The 18,533-nt window shown below is 68.9% G+C and carries 16 protein-coding genes and 1 pseudogene; 9 read left to right on the forward strand and 8 right to left on the reverse strand.

The genetic code is table 11. The features are described 5' to 3' along the window. Positions 1-2: 2 nt before the first annotated feature. From FFI97_RS06710 to FFI97_RS06735, 6 genes are read right to left on the reverse strand one after another with little or no spacing between them, the layout of a single operon-like run. The gene (locus FFI97_RS06710) at positions 3-3,806 is read right to left on the reverse strand and encodes a pilus assembly protein (RefSeq protein WP_260684922.1); all 3,804 of its coding nucleotides are present in this window, start codon (positions 3,804-3,806) and stop codon (positions 3-5) included. A gap of 49 nt (positions 3,807-3,855) precedes the next feature. Then, positions 3,856-4,359: a type IV pilin protein gene (locus FFI97_RS06715; RefSeq protein ID WP_139706604.1), complete on the reverse strand. Its 504-nt coding sequence runs from the start codon at positions 4,357-4,359 to the stop codon at positions 3,856-3,858. A gap of 4 nt (positions 4,360-4,363) precedes the next feature. After that, a complete protein-coding gene (locus FFI97_RS06720) occupies positions 4,364-4,972 on the reverse strand; it encodes a PilX N-terminal domain-containing pilus assembly protein (protein ID WP_139706606.1) in 609 nt (202 codons plus the stop codon). Beyond that, a complete protein-coding gene (locus tag FFI97_RS06725; RefSeq protein ID WP_260684923.1) occupies positions 4,969-5,973 on the reverse strand; it encodes a PilW family protein in 1,005 nt (334 codons plus the stop codon). The genes FFI97_RS06720 and FFI97_RS06725 overlap by 4 nt, the downstream gene beginning before the upstream one ends. Further along, the gene (gene pilV / locus FFI97_RS06730; protein WP_139706609.1) at positions 5,970-6,569 is read right to left on the reverse strand and encodes a type IV pilus modification protein PilV; all 600 of its coding nucleotides are present in this window, start codon (positions 6,567-6,569) and stop codon (positions 5,970-5,972) included. Before pilV ends, FFI97_RS06725 begins: the two co-directional genes overlap by 4 nt. After that, on the reverse strand, positions 6,566-7,174 hold the full coding sequence (locus FFI97_RS06735; RefSeq protein ID WP_139706611.1) for a GspH/FimT family pseudopilin: 609 nt from the start codon (positions 7,172-7,174) through the stop codon (positions 6,566-6,568). The genes pilV and FFI97_RS06735 overlap by 4 nt, the downstream gene beginning before the upstream one ends. Positions 7,175-7,420: 246 nt before the next feature. On the opposite strand from FFI97_RS06735, the gene FFI97_RS06740 reads away from it, so the two are divergent. Beyond that, positions 7,421-7,978: a methylated-DNA--[protein]-cysteine S-methyltransferase gene (locus FFI97_RS06740; RefSeq protein ID WP_062471436.1), complete on the forward strand. Its 558-nt coding sequence runs from the start codon at positions 7,421-7,423 to the stop codon at positions 7,976-7,978. A 10-nt stretch (positions 7,979-7,988) separates the two neighbouring features. On the opposite strand, the gene FFI97_RS06745 is transcribed toward FFI97_RS06740, so the two are convergent. Together FFI97_RS06745 and FFI97_RS06750 are read right to left on the reverse strand one after the other, a co-directional pair. Beyond that, complete coding sequence (locus tag FFI97_RS06745; protein WP_144004387.1) at positions 7,989-9,209, reverse strand: MFS transporter; 1,221 nt, start codon at positions 9,207-9,209, stop codon at positions 7,989-7,991. A gap of 78 nt (positions 9,210-9,287) precedes the next feature. Continuing rightward, positions 9,288-10,169, reverse strand: a complete 882-nt coding sequence (locus FFI97_RS06750) for a LysR substrate-binding domain-containing protein (protein WP_139705875.1) — start codon at positions 10,167-10,169, stop codon at positions 9,288-9,290. Between the two features lie 78 nt (positions 10,170-10,247). Here FFI97_RS06750 and FFI97_RS06755 point away from each other — a divergent pair. From FFI97_RS06755 to FFI97_RS06790, 8 genes and pseudogenes are all read left to right on the forward strand, one after another. Then, a pseudogene (locus tag FFI97_RS06755) lies at positions 10,248-11,422 on the forward strand (MFS transporter). After that, positions 11,419-12,030, forward strand: coding sequence for a pyridoxamine 5'-phosphate oxidase family protein (locus tag FFI97_RS06760; protein ID WP_139705871.1), 612 nt, complete (start codon positions 11,419-11,421; stop codon positions 12,028-12,030). Before FFI97_RS06755 ends, FFI97_RS06760 begins: the two are co-directional and overlap by 4 nt. Positions 12,031-12,129: 99 nt before the next feature. After that, the gene (locus tag FFI97_RS06765; RefSeq protein WP_185993570.1) at positions 12,130-13,347 is read left to right on the forward strand and encodes a multidrug effflux MFS transporter; all 1,218 of its coding nucleotides are present in this window, start codon (positions 12,130-12,132) and stop codon (positions 13,345-13,347) included. A 1-nt stretch (position 13,348) separates the two neighbouring features. Next, entirely contained in the window at positions 13,349-14,779 is a 1,431-nt protein-coding gene (locus FFI97_RS06770; RefSeq protein ID WP_260684925.1) for an MFS transporter, read from the forward strand. A gap of 20 nt (positions 14,780-14,799) precedes the next feature. Further along, positions 14,800-15,456 (forward strand): paraquat-inducible protein A, encoded by a 657-nt coding sequence (locus tag FFI97_RS06775; RefSeq protein ID WP_139705867.1) that lies wholly within the window; start codon positions 14,800-14,802, stop codon positions 15,454-15,456. A 2-nt stretch (positions 15,457-15,458) separates the two neighbouring features. Further along, positions 15,459-16,196: a paraquat-inducible protein A gene (locus FFI97_RS06780; protein WP_139705884.1), complete on the forward strand. Its 738-nt coding sequence runs from the start codon at positions 15,459-15,461 to the stop codon at positions 16,194-16,196. Further along, the gene (locus FFI97_RS06785) at positions 16,193-17,854 is read left to right on the forward strand and encodes an intermembrane transport protein PqiB (protein WP_070060642.1); all 1,662 of its coding nucleotides are present in this window, start codon (positions 16,193-16,195) and stop codon (positions 17,852-17,854) included. The genes FFI97_RS06780 and FFI97_RS06785 overlap by 4 nt, the downstream gene beginning before the upstream one ends. Further along, entirely contained in the window at positions 17,851-18,480 is a 630-nt protein-coding gene (locus FFI97_RS06790) for a membrane integrity-associated transporter subunit PqiC (protein ID WP_139705864.1), read from the forward strand. Before FFI97_RS06785 ends, FFI97_RS06790 begins: the two co-directional genes overlap by 4 nt. The last annotated feature ends 53 nt before the right edge of the window (positions 18,481-18,533 follow it).

The raw sequence follows: 18,533 nt of genomic DNA on the forward strand, positions 1-18,533 counted from the left end.
ACTCAGAAGGGTGGCGAGACCACCTGTCGCCAGCTGCGGCGCCAGGTGCGGGAGTCCGGGCAGCCATCGCCGGCCTTCTGCGTGCCGCCCACGCCGGTGAGAAAGCCGGTTTCGTTGGTGCAGCTGCTCCTGGGCTTGCCGTCCGGCTGGCCTTCGTTGGGCTGCCCGACCATGTTGCGCGAGTTCACGTTGCCGCGCGTGAAGCCACCGGTGGGGATCGAGACGACCGAGTACGCGTCGAAGCTGCCGTTGCCATCCACGTCGAAGGAGTTCTTGTTCTTGCCGGTCAACGCGTCGAGCACGTAGATGATGTTGGGCAGGCTGCCCGTGGCCGTGCAGGATTCGATGCCCTGTTTCTTGTCCTCCGGCAGGAAGGACGAGACGATCACGCTGCTGCCCAGGTTGGCGAGGTCGCCGACCACGCGCTCGCCGTTGGCCATCGCGCCGGGGTGGGTGATGGTGCCGAGGTTCAGTTGCCATCCCTTCTTGGTTTTCCAATCGACGGCATTCGTGCTGAGCTGGTAGAAGTCCTTTCCCTCCTCGATGCCGGCGCCGGTCTTCGCCGCAGGAATGATGGTTTGCGTCACGAGGTTCGAGGTGCTGAGCGCGACGGCGCCGGCCTTGTCGTCGCCTCCGATCGGGGTCTGGTCCCAGATGCCGTAGAGGGCCTGCTTCGTGGCTGGCATGGCCAGGTCGTCTTCGTCGAGCAGGATGCCCGTGCCGATCACCACGATGGCGCCGCACTGCGAAGTGGTGCTGTAGGTGCACGTGCTTCCGTCGCCCGGGTGGACCTGCCAGGTCGGCGCGGCATAGATGGGCTGCTTTCTGCCCTGTGGCGTGGTGAACAGCCGCCTGGGAATGGAGGCCGCGAGCTTCGCGCTTCGCAGGTCGAAGCGCCACAGGTTGCCGTTGGCATCGCCAGCGTAGGCCGCCACGATGCGGCGGGTGCTGTCCCGCACCGCGACCACGCCGCCCAGGCCACGGTTGCCGCCGCTGACCTCACCGCCATAGCCCGTGGGGAGTTGAATGAATTGCTTGAGCTTGCCGGTGAGCGCCTCCACCACGTACAACCCGACTTTCTGTGTTTCGGGGTAGTGGCCGTTGCCGGTCAGCATGACCCAGGTGCCGTCGTCCAGCTGGCCCGCGGCGGGGTTGTTGGTCACATGCCCCAGGTGGGGATAGTCCTTGTGCTTGTTGTTCACTTCCCAGAGGAAGTGTTCCTTGCCCGGGGTCCGGTCGGCGTTGTTCAACGGCGATTCCAGTCCGTACATGAAAGGGCCCGCGCGTCCGCCCGTGCCCAGCACCAGCTGGCGCCAGGTGTTCTTTTCGCCAGCCGGGGTCTGGCCGTTCTTGTCGTACACATCCTGCTCGACCAGCGGGCCGTCGAGCGTGTAGCGAAGGCGGAAGTTCGCGCCGGCGAGGTCGATCTGCGAGGCCATGGCGCCCTTGGGCATGAACGCGGCCAGCTCGCTGCCTGCGGCCTCGTTTCTGCCGGCATTCAGCACATGGACCTTGCCGTTGTTGGTGGCCGCGAAGATGGTGGGAGGGCGCGTGGTCTTGAGTGCCTTGTAATCGGGGTAGGTGTCCTTGCCGTCGACCGAGCCGAAGGTGCCGTAGCCCATGTCGAAGCGCCCCCCCACGAACACCGGCGGCGAGTTGACCGAGGCGCCGATGGGCTGCCTGCGCAGCCGGTAGACCGTGCCGCCGACATCCTTCTGCGGGTCCTCGCCCAACAGGTAGCGGACAAAGCGTTCGTCGGTGGCCTGTTGCTTGTCGGCATTCAGCAGGGTCTGGAGATCGCTCGGCAGGTCGCTCAGCCGGGTGCGGTCGGTGAGCGCCGTGCGCTGGGCGCTCCCGGGGGCGTTGGGGTCGTAGTTCGACAAGGCCAGGATCGTGCGCTTGTCCACGGCCGGCATCCTGGCATTGGCGGACCAGGCCGGCTTCGGCTTTCCGGCATCGTCGAAGACAGCGTTGGCGCCGTCGGCATTCAGCGCGAAGGCCTTGATGTCGCCGCTGTTGTCGGCCGTCTGGTATTCGGTCGTGTACTTGTACTGGCCCTGCAGCGTCTGGAACTCGTTGCTGTTGCCCGATACGGCCACGCCGGCGTCGTTGCCGGAGCCGACCATGCTGCTCAAGGCGTTGTCGAGCGCGCGGCGCACGTCCTCGCCCGAGTACACGCTGTAGGCACGGCCGCCGCCGGTGAAGCCGGCACGGATGAAGTCGTCGACGCGCCGGGCGTCGCCCGCGTCCGATCCGTCGCGGTTCAGGTCGCCGGTTGCCCACTGCGGCGGCGTCGCCGGATTGCCGGCGAGCCAGTCGCTGTTGTACTTCTCGATCTGCCCCCACGTCAGCCCTTTCTTGAGAGGTGAGTCGCCCGAAGGCGTGAGGCCCCAGCCGATGGTGTACGTGGTCATGTTCTGCCAGAAGGTGGGGTTGTGCTGGCCCTCTACGGGTGGTACGTCGTTGGACAGGGTGCTGGAGAAATCCGTGTGCCAGAAGTAGCGGGCCGTCAGGTCGGCGAAACCGTTGCTGCTGGTGCCGCCATCGCTGTAGGGGATGTAGAGGTTTCTGGCACTCAGCTTCTGGGGCAGGTCCTGGCTGTCGCGGGCGGGAGCGCCCTTGGGGTCGTATTTGAACTTCGCTGCACTGCCGGAAGGCTTGCCGTCGTAGTTGGTGCTGGCGGTCGTGGCCGTGGCGCTCGTCTCGATGGCTTGCGCGGTGCCGGCGTTCCAGGCGCCATCGGACAGCACGATGGCGTAGGCGCGCCTGCAGCTCAATTCGCCACTTGTCGCGTCGTTGGGATCGTTCTTCCACGGGTTGGTCAGCGAGGAGGCCGCATAGGTCGTGGTCTCCTTGCCGGCGTAATAGTCGGCGGCGAGTCTCAGGGCGTTGTGGCTCGGCGTTCCTCCGTTGGGGACGATGTCGTAGATCCAGCGATAGAACCTGGACTTCCATTTCTGGCCCAAAACGGTGGATTCGTCCTTGAAATGGTTGACGCCGCTGACGATGTATTCGGCGGGCTTTGCGGGGTTTTTCGGATCGACGACCGCAACGCTCTGGTTGTACTGAACGTACCCAACCCTGAACTTGCTGTCGTAGCTCTGCATCGCCAGGCCGAGGGCCGTGCTGACCGCAAGTGAGCGGGTGCGATACCAGTCGTACCAGTTGACGATGTTCTGGCGCTCAAGTTCGGCCGTGCATTTGGCGACCGCCACGCCGCAATCTGTCCGCTTGTGTCCGCCGGGCAGGTTGACGGTGCCGGAACCGGGCGGGTTGTTGATGGTTACGACGGTTCGGGTGGCCGGTTGGGAGCAGTCACCGTTCTTGCATTGAACGTAGGTGAATTTCTCTTGGGAGATGCTTGAGCCCGTGTTGTGAATGGGCCTCCTGAAGGTGGAGCTCTGGTTGTCGACAAAATAGGTCGAGCGTTCCTGCTCGCTTCCATCCGCGTTGACTCTGGCGAAGTACCTGATGGCCGGGTTGTAGTACTGGGTATTGATGTTGCTGGACCGCATCGCGTACCAACCGTACTGGCCCGCGCAGTCTTTCTCGTCACCCTTGCACTTGTCATTCACTGAATACCCGTCCTGGGCTTCTTCCTCCATCGACCCCGAGTTGTCCAGCACGAACATCAGGTTGGGCTTGGCGCCCGGCACGGCGTTGTAGAGGGGGGCCTGGCTTGGTGTCGTGGCAGCGAGTATGCCGTCCATGGGCAGCAGCAGCGTGGCGGCCAAGGCGGCGAATGCCCGCCGCACGCGCGCGGCATGGGTGGGGGCGGAACAAGAAAGCGTGCGCGCGGTGGTCATGCGGTTGTTCCTGCGGTTGAAAGTGGGGTCCTGATGGGACGTGCGAGATTCATCTCCAGCACTCCTTCGTCAGCAGTCCCGTGACCTCGTCATCCATGTCCTTCACACCCAGGCCGCTCAAGGTCAGCGTGCCGCAGCGGTCGCCGGTCATGCTGCCGGTGCGGGTGGCCTTGAGGATGTAGCTGGGCGGGGTGTCGCGCGCGAAGACGGCGATGGTGTAGTTGGCGGCGCCGGACTTCGGCGACTGCTGCAAAGCCTTGGGCAACAGGCTCTCTGCGCCTTTCTTCTGCTCAGTCTCCTCGCCGGCATCGCCCGCGGCAGCGGTGTAGCGATCGTTCGCCGAGTAGTAGCGCTGCATGAACTGCGCGGCCTCCATCAGGATGCCCTGGGCTTCGGCGCGCTTGGAGCGGCGCACATGCTCCTGGTAGTTCGGCAGCGCGATGGCGGCCAGGATGGCGACGATCGCGACGACGACCATGACTTCGATCAGCGTGAAGCCGCGGCGGGAGTGCAAGGAACCGGGGGACAGGTGTGTCATGGCGATGAAGGTCATGAAGTCATTTGTCGCGCGTCAGCACGGACTGCAGCCACGCTTCGGCGCCCTGGGTGGCGACGCCGGTCGACGTCTCGAACCTGGCGTTGTTGGCAAAGCCCCGGGCGGTGATCAGGTAGCCGGTCAGGCTGGGCGTCGAGGTGGTGGCGATCTTCTGGATGAGGCAGCGCGGTTCGATCTCCAGGGGCGTCGCGTCGACCGTGGTGCCGGTGGGCTTCTTGTTGACATACGCCTTCGGAACGGCGATCGCACTGTTGCCGACCCAGCTGGCCTTCTTGCGCCATGCCGCGGCTTCGTCGAACTCCGAGCCGATGGGGGTCGTGATGATCCGGGCGCGCATGCCGACGGAGGCGTAGTCGGTGTAGTCCTTGTCGTCGCCGTCGAAGATGGCCACCTGTTCGCAAAAGCGCAGCGCGGTCTCCGCGGCCTCGCGGGCCACTTCGGCTGATCGGATGCCGTTCACGCTGCGCTCGCTCTGCGTGGCATTGCGGATTGCGAAGGTGCCGACCAGCGACAGGATCACGACCAGGATCAGCGTGACGATCAGCACGACGCCGCGTTCGTACGCACCACCGGCGATGCGGCGCGGAAGAGGGGATGGCTTCGTGTTCATGGGGTGATCAGGCGGTTGCGCAGCAGCACCGTGGTGGTGAAGGTCCTGCGCAGGTAGCCGTCGGTGCCGGTGCGGTCGGTGTTGTCGCATCGCTTGTAGGAAAGGCCACCGTCGGGCACGTCGCGCACCGGCCGGTCGCTGCGCATCTGCAGGCACACGCGCACGCTCAGCACGCGGCTCCAGCGGTCTTCGGCGAGATCGGCCAGGACGCCGCTGCCGGGCAGGGCATCGACACCCGCGGCATCGAGGTACTTGACGATCTGGTGTCGCAGCGGGTCGTAGGTGGCCGCCAGCTCGATGCTGGGACGGCTGGCCACGCCATAAAGAATGCGCATGCTCTCGACGTTGGCCAGCAACGGCTGCGAGGCGCCGATGGCGTTGACGGCGTCGCGCTTTTCCATCCCGCGGCAGGACAGCATCGGCGCCGTGCTCGCGTCTGTCACCAGATAGCGGTTGTCGGCCAGGGCGTAGTTGCCGGGTGGGCGCGCGCCGGGGGTCGGCGTGGGAGGCGGTCTCACCTGCGATGGCGTGAGCGCGTTGATGCCGTTGCCCAGGCAGTTCGTCGCCAGCTTGGCGTCGGTGCCCGTGGGCATGGTGTTGTCGGTGGTGGCTTCGTAGCGGACGGCGATGGCGTCGCTGCCCTTGCCCGTGCACGACAGCTTGTCGAAGGCGGCTGCGGCGTCGGTGAATCCGCCGGTGCATCCGCGCACGGCGGGGCCGGCGTAGTTGCCCATCACCGTGGCGCCGTTGCTCGGGATGAGCTGCTGCGAATAGCCGGCCTGCTTGAGCTGCTGCTGGATCAGGTTGAGCGCGAGGATGCCGTCCTCGTTCAACTGCGTCTCGGCCTGCGACAGCTGGCTGCTGCGGCTGGAGGTCGAGAACGTGGACAGGGCGGCGGCCAGGATCACCAGCCCGATCGTCAGCGAGATCATCAGCTCGATCAGCGTGAAGCCGCGAGCCGGGTTGCGCCTGCGCGGGGGAACAGTGAAGACGGTGCTCACAGCGTGACCCGGAAGTACATGCAGTTCACCTCTGTCGGGGCCGCGATGTTGGCGCCGGCGATGGGGCAGGCCTGGTGCAGCGCGAAGCCCGTGTCCTCCGCGATGGCGCGCCAGATCAGCCAGATGTTCAGCACGCGCGTGGCCGGCAGGCCGTTCACGCCGGAGGCCGCGTCGACCAGTTCGGTCGTGACGTAGGCCGTGCCGCCAGGCAGCCGGTTCCCGACATTCGTGAGCCACTGCGCGAGGTCGTAGGCGGCAATGGCCGCGCCGCAGGTGTTGACCGGCCTGTCGGGAACGGAGGTGTCGACCTCGCAGGCGGCTGGCGGCGGCGTGGGGTCCGTGGAGGCCGCCTCGCGCGCGCTGGCGTTGTAGGCCTTGGCGTGGGTGTAGCCGGCAAAGCCCGCAAGGTTGGCGCGGGCACGTTCCGCGTAGTCGTTCACCAGGCTCAGGCCGGTGGCGCGCATGCGCGAGAACTGGTTGTACTTGAGGGCCGCCGACGTGAGCCCCGCCATGCCGAACAGGCCGATGGCCAGGATGACGATGGCGACCAGCACCTCGATGAGGGTGGCACCGCGTTGTTGTGTGGGGCGCTTCATTCGTCGTTGCCCGAACAATCTTCGCCATCCGCGGCGTAGCGGATGCGCCCGGGCTTGCTGATGCACAGCGTCTTGCGTGCCCATGGGGTGGTACTGGCTGTTTCGAAACCGGGGGCCTCGACCGTGATGCTGTTGCTTCCCGAACTCACCAGCCCGTTGGGCAGGAAGACGAAGCGGCCTGCTTTGCCGAGGGCGATCTTCGCGATGCCGGGCAGTGCGTCCTGCCGCAGCAGCACCTCGTCTGTCGATTCGGAACAGGAGAAGTCGCCGTCGCGGTCGTTGTTGACGAAGACGATCCAGCCGGCCGCTAGATCGTTGCCGCCCGAGCCGGTTTCGCAGTCGACCGCGGTGCCAGCGCGCAACTGGCAGACGACGACGGCTCTTGCGCGGGCGATGGCTTCAGTGCGCGCGATGCGCAGCGAACCGGTCACGGCATTGACGGCGTTGGACAGCCGCCATTGCACGACGAAGCGCGACATCGAAGGCGCCGCGATGCCGATCAGGATCGCGAGGATCGCCAGCGTGACCATCAGCTCGATGGCGGTCAGTCCGCGCTGGTCGCGCAGCCGCGCGGGCCGCGAAGAATCGCGTGGCCTCATGTGCATGTCTCTCCCTGTTGTTTTGGAATTTCAGCCGACAACTTCTGGGCGCGAGACTAGGGGGCGATGCACATGTCCGACAACGGCTTGCCGACGTTCGGTGCGTTCGAAAGGATGAGCGGAAATGCCTCGAAGTGCCGAGTGAAAGTCTGGTATTTCGGGGTGTTTGGCTGGTACTTTTTCTCTTCTGCGGAAGTGGGCTTCGCGCCCACGTCCGCGCGTCGTTTTTCAACCTTGAATCACAATGCTTCGATGACTGCCGCATCTCCTTCCGATTCCGGCTTTGCCTTGTTCCCGACCGCCATCGGCGTCTGCGCGCTGGCCTGGGGGCCGCAGGGGCTGGTCGGTGTGCAACTGCCCGAAGAACGGGGCGAGGCGGCGACGCGTGCACGCATGCACCGACGCTTTCCTGATCTGGAAGAAGCCCCGCCGTCGCCGCGCGCGCAGCACGCCATCGCGGGTGTGCAGGCGCTGCTCGAAGGTGCGACCGACGATCTGTGCGACATCGAACTCGACATGCGCGGCGTGTCCGAGTTCTATCAGCGCGTCTATGCGATCGCGCGGCGCATTCCGCCGGGGCAGACGCGCACCTACGGCGAGGTGGCCGAAGAGCTCGGCGACAAGGGCCTGTCGCGCGCGGTCGGTCAGGCCATGGGCCACAACCCCTTCGCGCCGGTCGTGCCGTGCCACCGCGTGCTGGCCGCGGGCAACAAGCCCGGTGGTTTCTCCGCGGGCGGCGGCGCGTTGACCAAACTGCGCATGCTCGACATCGAAGGCGCCACGCCGAGCGGGACGCGTTCGCTGTTCTGAGCCTGAACGTTCAGGCCGCCGGCACGGGCAGCCGTTGCAGCCCCGCGATGCGCGAACCGAAGATGATCGCGGCCTGCAGCACGAAGCCCGCGAGCGCCAGCAGCAGGCAGGCCGGCTCGCCCCACAAGGCGCCGACCAGGCCGCCGAGCGCCGCGCCCACGGGGCGCGCACCGGCATTCACCGTGAGGAACACCGCCGACACGCGGCCCAGCATCGCCGAGGCCGTCACGCTCTGGCGCAGCGTGGTCGAGGTGATGACCCAGACCATCGGCCCCGCGCCGAACAGGAAGAACGAGAGCGCGGCCAGCGAGGCGGTCGGCACGACGAGCGTGGCTGCCATCGTCGCGGCGGCGGCCACCGCCACCGCCGGCCCGACCTGGATCGCGCGCCCGAAAGGCAGTCGTGCCGTCACGCGCGAGGTCAGCAGTGCACCGACCACCATGCCCGCGCCGTACATCGCAAGCGTGAAGCCCACGGCCTGCGCGCCGAGGCCCAGCACGCGCACGGCATAAGGCACATAGCCCGCCAGCAGCACGAACCACGAGATGTTGAAGACCGCGCCGGTCATCAGCATCGGCCGCAAGAAAGCGTGCTGCCAGACGAAGCGCGCGCCGTCGTGCACGTCGCGCAGTGGATGGCGCGACGGGGCTGCAGGGCGGGGCGCTTCGTTCAGGCGCAGCAACAGGCCCACGGCCGCCACCGACAGCACCGACGCCAGCACGAAGGCCGACGACGCGCCAGCCCACGCGACCAGCGCGCCCGCGAGCGCAGGCCCGGCCGTGAAGGCGGCGCTGCGGGCCAACTCCAGCCGCCCGTTGGCACGCGCCAGCGCGTCGCGCGGCACGAGGGCCGGCACCAGCGCGGGCGCCGCGACGCTGAAGCCCACGGTGCCGACCGCGCCGAGGAAGCCGAGCACGGCCAGCCCGCCGATGCCCAGCGTCGACGACAGCACCATGCCGAGCAGAGCCAGCAGCGACACGGCGCGCAGCCCCTCGGCCCACACCATCAACCGACGGCGCGACATGCGGTCCGCGAGCAGGCCCATCGGCAGCGAGACCAGCAGGAAGGGCAGCGTCTGCACCGCCGCCAGGAAGCCGATCTCGCCCGGCCCGGCGCCGAGCGCGAGCACGGCCACCAGCGGCACGGCCGCGAGGCTCAGTTGTTCGGCGGACTGCGCCGCAAGATTGGCCCAGGCGAGATGGGAGAAGGAACGGGGAAGAGGCGAGGGCATGGGGCGGCACACGAAGAGAAAGACCGCATCCTCGGGGCCACGCCCGTCGGCCGCTGGCCGTTTACGGACGTGGAAGCCTCAGCCCGCGTTCATCTGTTCGAACCACTCGGCCACACACACCGCCTCGGGCACCGCATCGGGCGCAAGGCCGTAGTAGTAACGCTCCAGCGTCATCCGCAACCCAGGCAACGGCGACTGCAGCCGGCCCGAGGCCAGGTCGTGCGCCACCAGCGAGGTCGGCGCCAGCGCGATGCCCAGGCCGTCGACCGCGGCCTGCAGCACGAAGTGCAGGTGATCGAACTGCAGCCGACCGGCCGGCCGCGCGCGCGGTGCGCCGACCTGCTTCTTCCAGTCGTCCCAATCGTCCTTGCGCGTGCGCGCCGACAGCAGCACATGCGAGGCGAGGGCGCGCAGGTCGGGCAGCGGCTGCGCCTTGAACAGCCCGGGCGCGCCGACCACCAGCACTTCGTCTTCGAGGAAAGGCCGCACCTGGATCGACGACGGCCAGCCCTCGAGGCCGCGGCGCACGGCGATGTCGAAGCTGTCCGTGGCCTGCTCGGGCATGACGGTGCTGGTGACGACCTGCGGCTCGATATCGGGATGGCGTTCCACGAACGACGGCAGCCGGGGAATGAGCCAGCGCACCGCGAACGACGGCCGCACATTGATGCGCACCGCGCGCGCCGGGCCCTGCAGCTGCAGCGCGCGGGCCGCCGCGTGGATCTGCACGAGCGCGGGCGCGGTCTCCGCGAAGAACTGCTGGCCTTCGGGCGTCAGCGTGACCTGCCGGATGCGGCGCTCGAACAGCGCCACGCCCAAGCAGGCCTCGAGGCTCTTGATCTGCCGGCTCACCGCACTGTGCGTCACATGCAGTTCGACCGCGGCACGCGTGAAGCTCAGGTGGCGGGCCGCCGCCACGAAGGCGCGCACGGCATGAAGGGGCGGTTCGCGAAGCGGCATGTGTGCGATTTTCTCACGCATGCCGCGCGGGAATGTCGTTTGTCGCCGGGCGTCGCGAGCGGGCACGATACGGGCTCGATGTCCGCTGCACCACCGCTTTCTCCCGCCGTTCCCATCCGTTCCACCGACCTGGATTCCCGCCACGCCGCCATGGCGCTCGGCCTGTCGCTGCCGGCCGATGTGGTGCTGTACCTGCTGCTGCCCATGTACGCGTCGCAGTTCGGCGTCTCGCTGGCCGAGGTCGGCCTGCTGCTGGCGGCCAACCGGCTGGTGCGCATCGCGGGCTATGGCTGGGTGGCGCGTTTCTATGCACGCCACGGCGACCGGGCGAGCTGCACGCTGGCCGTGGTGGCCGCCGCGTGCTGCGGGCTGGGCTACGCCACGCTCTCGGGTTTTTGGGCGCTGTTGCCGCTGCGGCTGACCTGGGGCCTGTGCTTCGCGGCGCTCAACCTGTCGACGCAGGCCCTGGCCACGGCCGACCCGCTCGGTGCCGCGCGGCGTAGCGGGCGGTCGCGCGCCTTCATCGCGACCGGGCCGGTGCTCGCGCTGCCGCTCGGTGCGCTGCTGGCGTACACGGTCGGTCCGCGCGCGATCTTCGGCGTGCTGGCGGTGGTGTCGTTGCTCGCGCTGTTCGTCACCCGGCGGCTGCCGTCGAAGCCGCACCACAGCGCAGCGCCGACACGGCGCTTCTCGCGGCCGAACGCGCTGGACGGCTGGTCCTTCATGGAAGGGCTGGCGCTCGACGGCCTGTTCATCGTGGGCCTGTCGTACCTCGGCAAGGACCTGCTGCCCGGCGGTGCGGTGATCGTGGCCGGTGTACTGATGGCGCTGCGCTACCTCGCGGAAATCTCCTCGGGCCGGTGGGCGGGCGCATGGCGGAGCACTTCGACGCCGAGCGCCTGCTCGTGAGCCTGTCGCTGGTGACGTCGCTCGCGCTCGTGGGCTTCGGTCTGGGCTGGCTGTGGAGCTGCGCGGCGCTGATCGTGGTGCTGCGCGCACTGCAGCTGCCGCTCCTGCCTCCCATCGTGGCGCGTCGCACGCCGGGGCCGGAGCGCGTGCGGGCGCTCGCGGCCCGCGCGGTCTGGCGCGACATCGGCGCGGGTGCCGGGCCCTTGCTGGCCGGCGTGCTGCTGCCCATTGCCTCGCCGCCGTGGATCTACGGCAGTGCCGCGCTGTTGCTGGCGGTGGCGGCGCTGGCCTGTGTCCGGCGCGCATCGCCACCCACCCCGATCCAGGAGAACATCGCCCCATGACCACCATCGACACCGTCGCGCAACTCGAAGCCCTGTTCGGCCAGCCGGGCGAGGCTTCGCTCAAGAAAGAGGTGCCGTACCTGCACCCGAGCTACCAGGCGCTGATCGCCGCATCGCCGTTCGCCGTGCTCGCGACCACCGGCGCCGGCGGGCTCGATGCCTCGCCGCGCGGCGACGCCCCGGGCTTCGTCGCGGTGCAGGACGACAGGACCTTGCTGCTGCCCGAGCGGCGCGGCAACAACCGCATCGACAGCCTGCGCAACATCGTGACCGACCCGCGCGTGGCCCTGCTGTTCCTGATTCCGGGCGTGGGCGAGACGCTGCGCGTGAACGGACGCGCACGCATCCGCGTGGCACCCGAGCTGCTGGCGCGCTTCGCGGTGGAAGGGCGCGCGCCGCAGTGCGTGATCGAGGTCGCCGTCGAGACCGTGTTCTTCCAGTGCGCCCGCGCCATCCAGCGTTCCAAGCTCTGGGCGCCGGTGCCGCCGGACGCGCCGCGCACCGTGCCGACGCCGGGCGCCATCCTTTCCGCGCTGACCGATGCCGCCTTCGACGGCGCCACCTACGACCGCGAACTGCCCGCGCGCCAGCAGGCCACGCTGTACTGAAGGGGCGCGGCGTACCGCCCGGTAGAACGAATGCACTAGCGGCGAAAGCCGCCGACCCCACGCCTGCACCGATTGCGAGCCTTCGCCACAATCGACCCAATGCGTTCTTCTCCGTTCTTCAAAATGGCCCTGTTGTTGGGCCTGCTCTCCGCCATCGGGCCTTTCGCGATCGACATGTACCTCCCGGCTTTGCCCGCCATCGGGCAGAGCCTGCATGCGGACATCGGCGCGGTGCAGATGAGCCTCACCGCCTTCTTCCTGTCGCTCGGCGCGGGCCAGTTGCTCTACGGCCCGATCTCCGACATGGTCGGGCGCAAGCCGCCGCTGTATGCCGGGCTGGTGCTGTTCGCGCTGGCCAGCGTGGGCTGTGCGCTGGCGACCGACATTCAGACCCTGATCGCGCTGCGCTTCGTGCAGGGCCTGGGCGCGGCCGCCGGCATGGCGATTCCGCGCGCCGTGGTGCGCGACCTGCACACGGGCACCGACGCCGCGCGGCTGATGTCGCTGCTGATGCTGGTGTTCAGCGTGTCGCCCATCCTGGCGCCGCTCGCGGGCAGCCTGGTCATCGCCTTCACCGGCTGGCGCGGCGTGTTCTGGGCCGTCACCATCGCCGCGGTGGCGGGCCTGGCCATGATGGTCAAGCTGCTCGACGAAACACGCCCGGCCTCGGAGCGTGTCGAAAGCAGCCTGGGCAGCGCGCTGTCGGCCTACTGGCTGCTGCTGCGCGACTGGCATTACCTCGGGCTGGTGTTCATCGGCAGCTTCGCGATGGCGGGCTTCTTCACCTACCTGGCCAATTCGTCGTTCGTGATGATCGACCACTACGGCCTGTCACCCGCGATGTACAGCGTGGCCTTCGGCGTGAACGCCGCGGCCTTCATTGCGGCCTCGCAGTTCACGGGTTCGCTGGGCGAGCGCTACGGGCTGGTCAACCTCGTCAAGTTCGGCGTGGCCTGCTGCGGCGTGGCGATGGTCGCCATGTTCGTGTATTTCGCGATGGGCGGCGACAACCTGTGGGTGCTGATCGTCCTGTACTTCATCGCCTCGGGCTTCATGGGCCTCGTGATCCCGACCACCGGCGTGCTGGCGCTCGAGATGCATGGCGCCATCGCCGGCACGGCCTCGGCGCTGCTGGGCACGCTGCAGATGCTGACCGGCGCGCTGGCGATGGCGGTGGTGGGGCTGTTCTCCAACGGCCGTCCGCTGCCGATGGTGGCGGGCATGGCCGGCGGTGCGCTCATCGCGCTGGTGCTGACCTGGCTCACGCTGGGCGGTGTGCGCTCCGAGCCGACCGGGGGCAGGGCGCAGGAGGCCTGACATGACGGTGGCCATGACAGGCAACGGCCCGCAGGCCCAGCTCGACGGCCTGGCCGCGCCCGCACGCGGCTGGGCGATGCTGGTCATCATCCTCGGGCTCACGGTGTCGGTGCTCGACGGCACCATCGTCAACCTCGCGCTGCCCGGCATCGCGCGCGAGCTGCAGGCCTCGCCGGCGCAGGCCATCTGGGTGGTCAATGCCTACCAGATCGCCACGCTGGTGATGCTGCTGCCGCTGGCCTCGCTGGGCGACCTCGTGGGCTACCGGCGCGTGTACCTGGTGGGCATGGCGGTGTTCACCGTGTCGTCGCTGGCCGCGACCTTCGCCAATTCGCTCGCCACGCTGATCGCGTCGCGCGCCCTGCAGGGGCTGGGCGCGGCGGGGATCATGAGCGTCAACGCGGCGCTGGTGCGGCTCACGTTCCCCTCGGCGCAGCTGGGGCGGGGCATGGCCATCAATTCGCTGGTGGTCGCCACCTCGTCGGTGGCCGGGCCTTCGGTGGCGGCGGCGATTTTGTCGGTGGCGTCGTGGCCGTGGCTCTTTGCCATCAACGTGCCGCTGGGCATCGTGACCTTCGCGCTGGGCATGCGCGCGCTGCCGTTCAACCGCGCGGCGCCGGCCGCGGGCGCGCGCTTCTCGTTGGTCGACGTGACGCTCAACGTGCTGATGTTCTCGCTGGTCTTCCTCGGCGTGGACCACCTGGGCGTGCGCGAGGGCGGGGTGCAGGCCACGGGCACGCCGTGGTCGGCCTGGGCCACGCTGGCGGCCGGGCTGGCGGTGGGTTTCGTCTACCTGCGGCGCCAGCGCACGCAGGCGGTGCCGCTCTTTCCCATCGACCTGTTGCGCATCCCGGTGTTCGCGCTGTCGATGGGCACCTCGGTGGCGGCGTTCTGCGCGCAGATGCTGGCCTACATCGCGCTGCCGTTCCTGCTGCTCGACGTGTACGGCCGCAGCCACATCGAGGCCGGCCTGCTGATCACGGCGTGGCCGCTGGCCATCGTGGTGATGGCGCCCATCGCCGGGCGGCTCATCGGCCGCTACCCCGACGGGCTGCTGGGCGGCATCGGACTGGGCCTGCTGGCGACGGGCCTGGCGCTGCTGGCGGCGCTGCCGGCGCATCCGGGCAATGCCGACATCGCCTGGCGCATGGCGCTGTGCGGCCTGGGCTTCGGCCTGTTCCAGTCGCCCAACAACCACACCATCGTGAGTTCGCCACCCGCGCACCGAAGTGGTGCGGCCAGCGGCATGCTGGGCACGGCGCGGCTCACGGGACAGACGCTGGGGGCCGTGGTGCTGGCGGCGGTGTTCAGCGTCTGGAGCCCGCACGGCGGGCATGGCCCGGTGGTGGCGCTGGTGCTGGCGGCGGGCTGCGCGGCGGTGGCGGCGGTTTTCAGCAGTCTGCGGCTGAAGACGACAAGTCCGCATGCCTGAATAAGGTAGGGTACGGCCTCATGAAGGAAGTACCTGACACCGTGGTCTGTCCGGGCTGCGACGCGGTCTACGCCCGCACGCCGCTGGCGCCGCGCGACGTGGCCGAGTGCCCGCGCTGCGGCACCGAGCTCGACCGGCACCCGGGCGCGCAGCAGCGGCGCATCCTGCCGCTGACGGTCGCGAGCCTGATCATGTTCGCCATCGCCAACCTGTTTCCCATCGTCGAGATCGAGCTGCAGGGCCTGCGCAGCCAGACCACGCTCGCAGGCGCGGTGGTGGTGCTGAGCGCCGAGGGCATGTCGCCGGTGGCGCTGCTGGTGCTGGCCACGACCATCCTGTTTCCGCTGCTGCAGCTGTGCATCCTGGCCTACCTGCTGGTGCCGCTGGCCCGCGCGCACCGGCCCTGGGGTTTCGCGGTGCTGGTGCGCATGATGCAGTCGCTGCGGCCCTGGGGAATGATCGAGGTCTTCCTGCTCGGCGTGCTGGTCGCGATCGTCAAGCTGTCGAGCATGGCGACGGTGGTGCCGGGGCCCGCGCTGTGGGCCTTCGTGGCGCTCACCGTGACGCTCACGGCCGTGCTGTCGTTCAACCCCGGCGCGTTCTGGGAGATGACTTTCCGTAAGGCCGATGAAGAAGACGCCAACGCAGAGGCAGACCCGCCGGAGGTGCGCGCATGAACATGCGCGGGCTGCCCGCCCGCCTGGCCTCGGCACGCCCCTGGGAGGCGCAGGTCGACGACGAGCACGACCACGAGAACCCGGTGCCGACGGCCGCCGCGCTCGGCCTGCACGTCTGCACGCACTGCACGGCCGTCTGGCGCGATGCCGAAGATGGCGACGCCTGTGCCCGCTGCGGCACGCACCTGCACACGCGCAAGTCGCAGAGCCTGAACCGCACCTGGGCCTTCCTGATCGCGGCCTGCATCATGTACATCCCGGCCAACCTGCTGCCGGTGATGATCACGCGCACGCTGTTCGGCGCACAGTACGACACCATCCTGAGCGGCGTCATCTACTTCTGGGTGTCGGGCGCCTGGGGGCTGGCGGCCATCGTGTTCATTGCGAGCTTCCTGGTGCCGCTGTTCAAGCTGGCGGTACTGCTCTTGCTTGTGGTGCTGGCGCAGCGGCGCAGCAACTGGCGCCGGCGCGAGCGGGCCAAGCTGTATCACATCATCGAGATCATCGGGCGTTGGTCGATGCTCGACGTGTTCGTGGTGTCGCTGCTGACCGGGCTGGTGCAGATCCAGGGCTTCGCGGTCATCACCGCCGGCGTGGGCATCGCGGCCTTCGGCGCGGTGGTGGTGCTGACCATGCTGGCCTCGCTGAGTTTCGACCCGCGCCTGACGTGGGACGGCCCGGTGCCTGAAGCAGACACGGACGAACGACACATTGAAAGCAGGGAAGAAAAAATCGCATGAGTGAAGAAGACACGCAACCGCAAGACCGTCCGGCAGCGTCGGCCCCGCCCGCGCTGCCGAAGCCGAAGGTGGCGCGCCGCCGCGAATGGCTGCCCTCGCTGATCTGGCTGATTCCCATCGTCGCCGCGCTGGTCGGCGTGACGCTGGTGGCCCGCATCCTCATGGAGCGCGGCCCAGAGATCGTGCTCACCTTCAAGACGGCCGAGGGCCTCGAAGCCGGCAAGACCGCCGTGAAATACAAGGACGTGCAGATCGGCCTGGTGCAGAGCCTGCGGCTGGCGCGCGACCGCTCGCACGTGCGCGTGCTGGTGCAGCTCAACAAGGACGCCGAGGGCTTCACTTCGGCCGACTCGCGCTTCTGGGTGGTGCGGCCGCGGCTGGACACCTCGGGCATCTCGGGCCTGGGCACGCTGCTGTCGGGTGCCTACATCGGCGCCGACGCGGGTGTCGAGAAAGAAACCGCGGGCGAGTTCACAGGCCTCGAAGCCCCGCCCATCGTCACGCGCGGCGACTCGGGCCAGCAGTTTTTGCTGCGGGCGCGCGACGTGGGCTCGCTCGACGTCGGTTCGCCCGTGTACTTCCGGCGCATCAAGGTCGGGCAGGTCGCGGCCTACGAGCTCGACGGCGACGGCCGCGGCGTCACGCTGCGGGTGTTCGTGAACGCGCCGTACGACAAGTTCGTCGGCATGAACACGCGCTTCTGGCAGGCCAGCGGCATCGACGCGCAGCTCAGCGCCAGTGGCTTCACGCTGCGCACGCAGTCGCTGGCCACCATCCTGCTCGGCGGCATCGCCTTCCAGGCGCCCGACGACGCCATGGGCCCGCTGGCCAAGGAGAACACGGCCTTCGTGCTGGCGCAGGACGAAAGCGCCGCCATGAAGGAGCCCGACGGCCCTTCGCAGACGCTGCTGATGTACTTCAACCAGTCGCTGCGCGGCCTCACGCCGGGCGCACCGGTCGACTTCCGCGGCGTGGTGCTGGGCGAGGTGAAATCCATCGGCGTCGAGTTCGACCGCGCCGAGCGCGAGTTCCGCATGCCGGTGCTGGTGCAGATCTACCCCGACCGCCTGCGCCGCCGCGAAAGCGGCGCCGGTGCGCAGGCCACGGAGTCGCGCGCGACGCAGCAGGAACGGCTGCGCTTCCTGGCCGAGAAGGGCCTGCGCGCGCAGCTGCGCAACGGCAACCTGCTGACCGGCCAGGTCTACGTGGCGCTCGACTTCTTCCCGAAGGCGCCGCCCGCGAAGATCGACCTGTCGAAGAGCCCGATCGAGCTGCCCACCATCGCCAACGGCCTGGACGAGATCCAGTCGCAGGTGCAGGAAATCGCCACCAAGCTCAACAAGGTGCCCTACGAGCAGATCGCCACCGACCTGCGCACCACGCTGGCCACGCTCAACAAGACGCTCACCAGCACCGAGCAGACCGTCAGCCGCATCAACAGCGACGTGACGCCCGAGCTGGCCGCCGCCATGAAGGACGTGCGCAAGACCGTCAACTCGGCCGAACGCACGCTGGCCGACGACTCGCCGCTGCAGCAGGACATGCGCCAGACCCTGCGCGAGCTGACGCGCGCCGCCGGTTCGGTGCGCGTGCTGACCGACTACCTCGAACGCCATCCCGAATCGCTGCTGCGCGGCAAACCGGACGACAAGAAATGAAGACGACGACGACCTTCGCGCTCGCGGGCGCCGCCGCGTTGCTGGTGCTGGCGGGCTGCGCGAGCAAGCCCGACAGCTACTACACGCTGGCCAGCCCGCCCGCGCTCACCGACGCCGCGCCGCGCCAGAGCGACGCCGCCACGCCGCTGTACATCGAGCTCGCGCCCGTGGCCGTGCCCGAGCGGCTGGCGCGCCCGCAGATGGTGGTGCGCCGCCCGACCGGCGGCGTGCAGGTCGACGTGCTCGAGCAGCACCGCTGGGCCTCGTCCTTCGAGAACGAGCTGCGCGACGCGCTCGGCAGCGGCATCGCCAGCCGGCTCGGCGCGCTCGACGTCACGCAAGGCGGCCGCCAGACCTCGCAGCCCGTGTGGCGCGTGGCGGTGCAGGTGCGCCAGTTCGAGATGGTGGACGGCGGGCGCGTGGACGCCGGCTTCACCTGGACCCTGCGCCGCTCCGACGAGGCGCGCACGCTGGTGTGCCGGCTCGACGCGGGCGAAGCCACCGGCGGCGGCATGGATGCGCTGGCGCAAGGCGCGCAGCGCGTGACGGCCGCGGCGGCGGCGGCCATGGCGCGCAGCGTGAATGCGGCGCGGACGAACCCGGGCGCGACGGCGTGCGCGACCTGAGGCTTTCACCTTTCCCCGACGGGGGAAGGCACCACGCCGTCATCCGATAGATC

Origin of the sequence: Variovorax sp. KBS0712 (assembly GCF_006323185.2) — a bacterium.
In the GTDB taxonomy this organism is placed as follows: domain Bacteria; phylum Pseudomonadota; class Gammaproteobacteria; order Burkholderiales; family Burkholderiaceae_C; genus Variovorax; species Variovorax boronicumulans.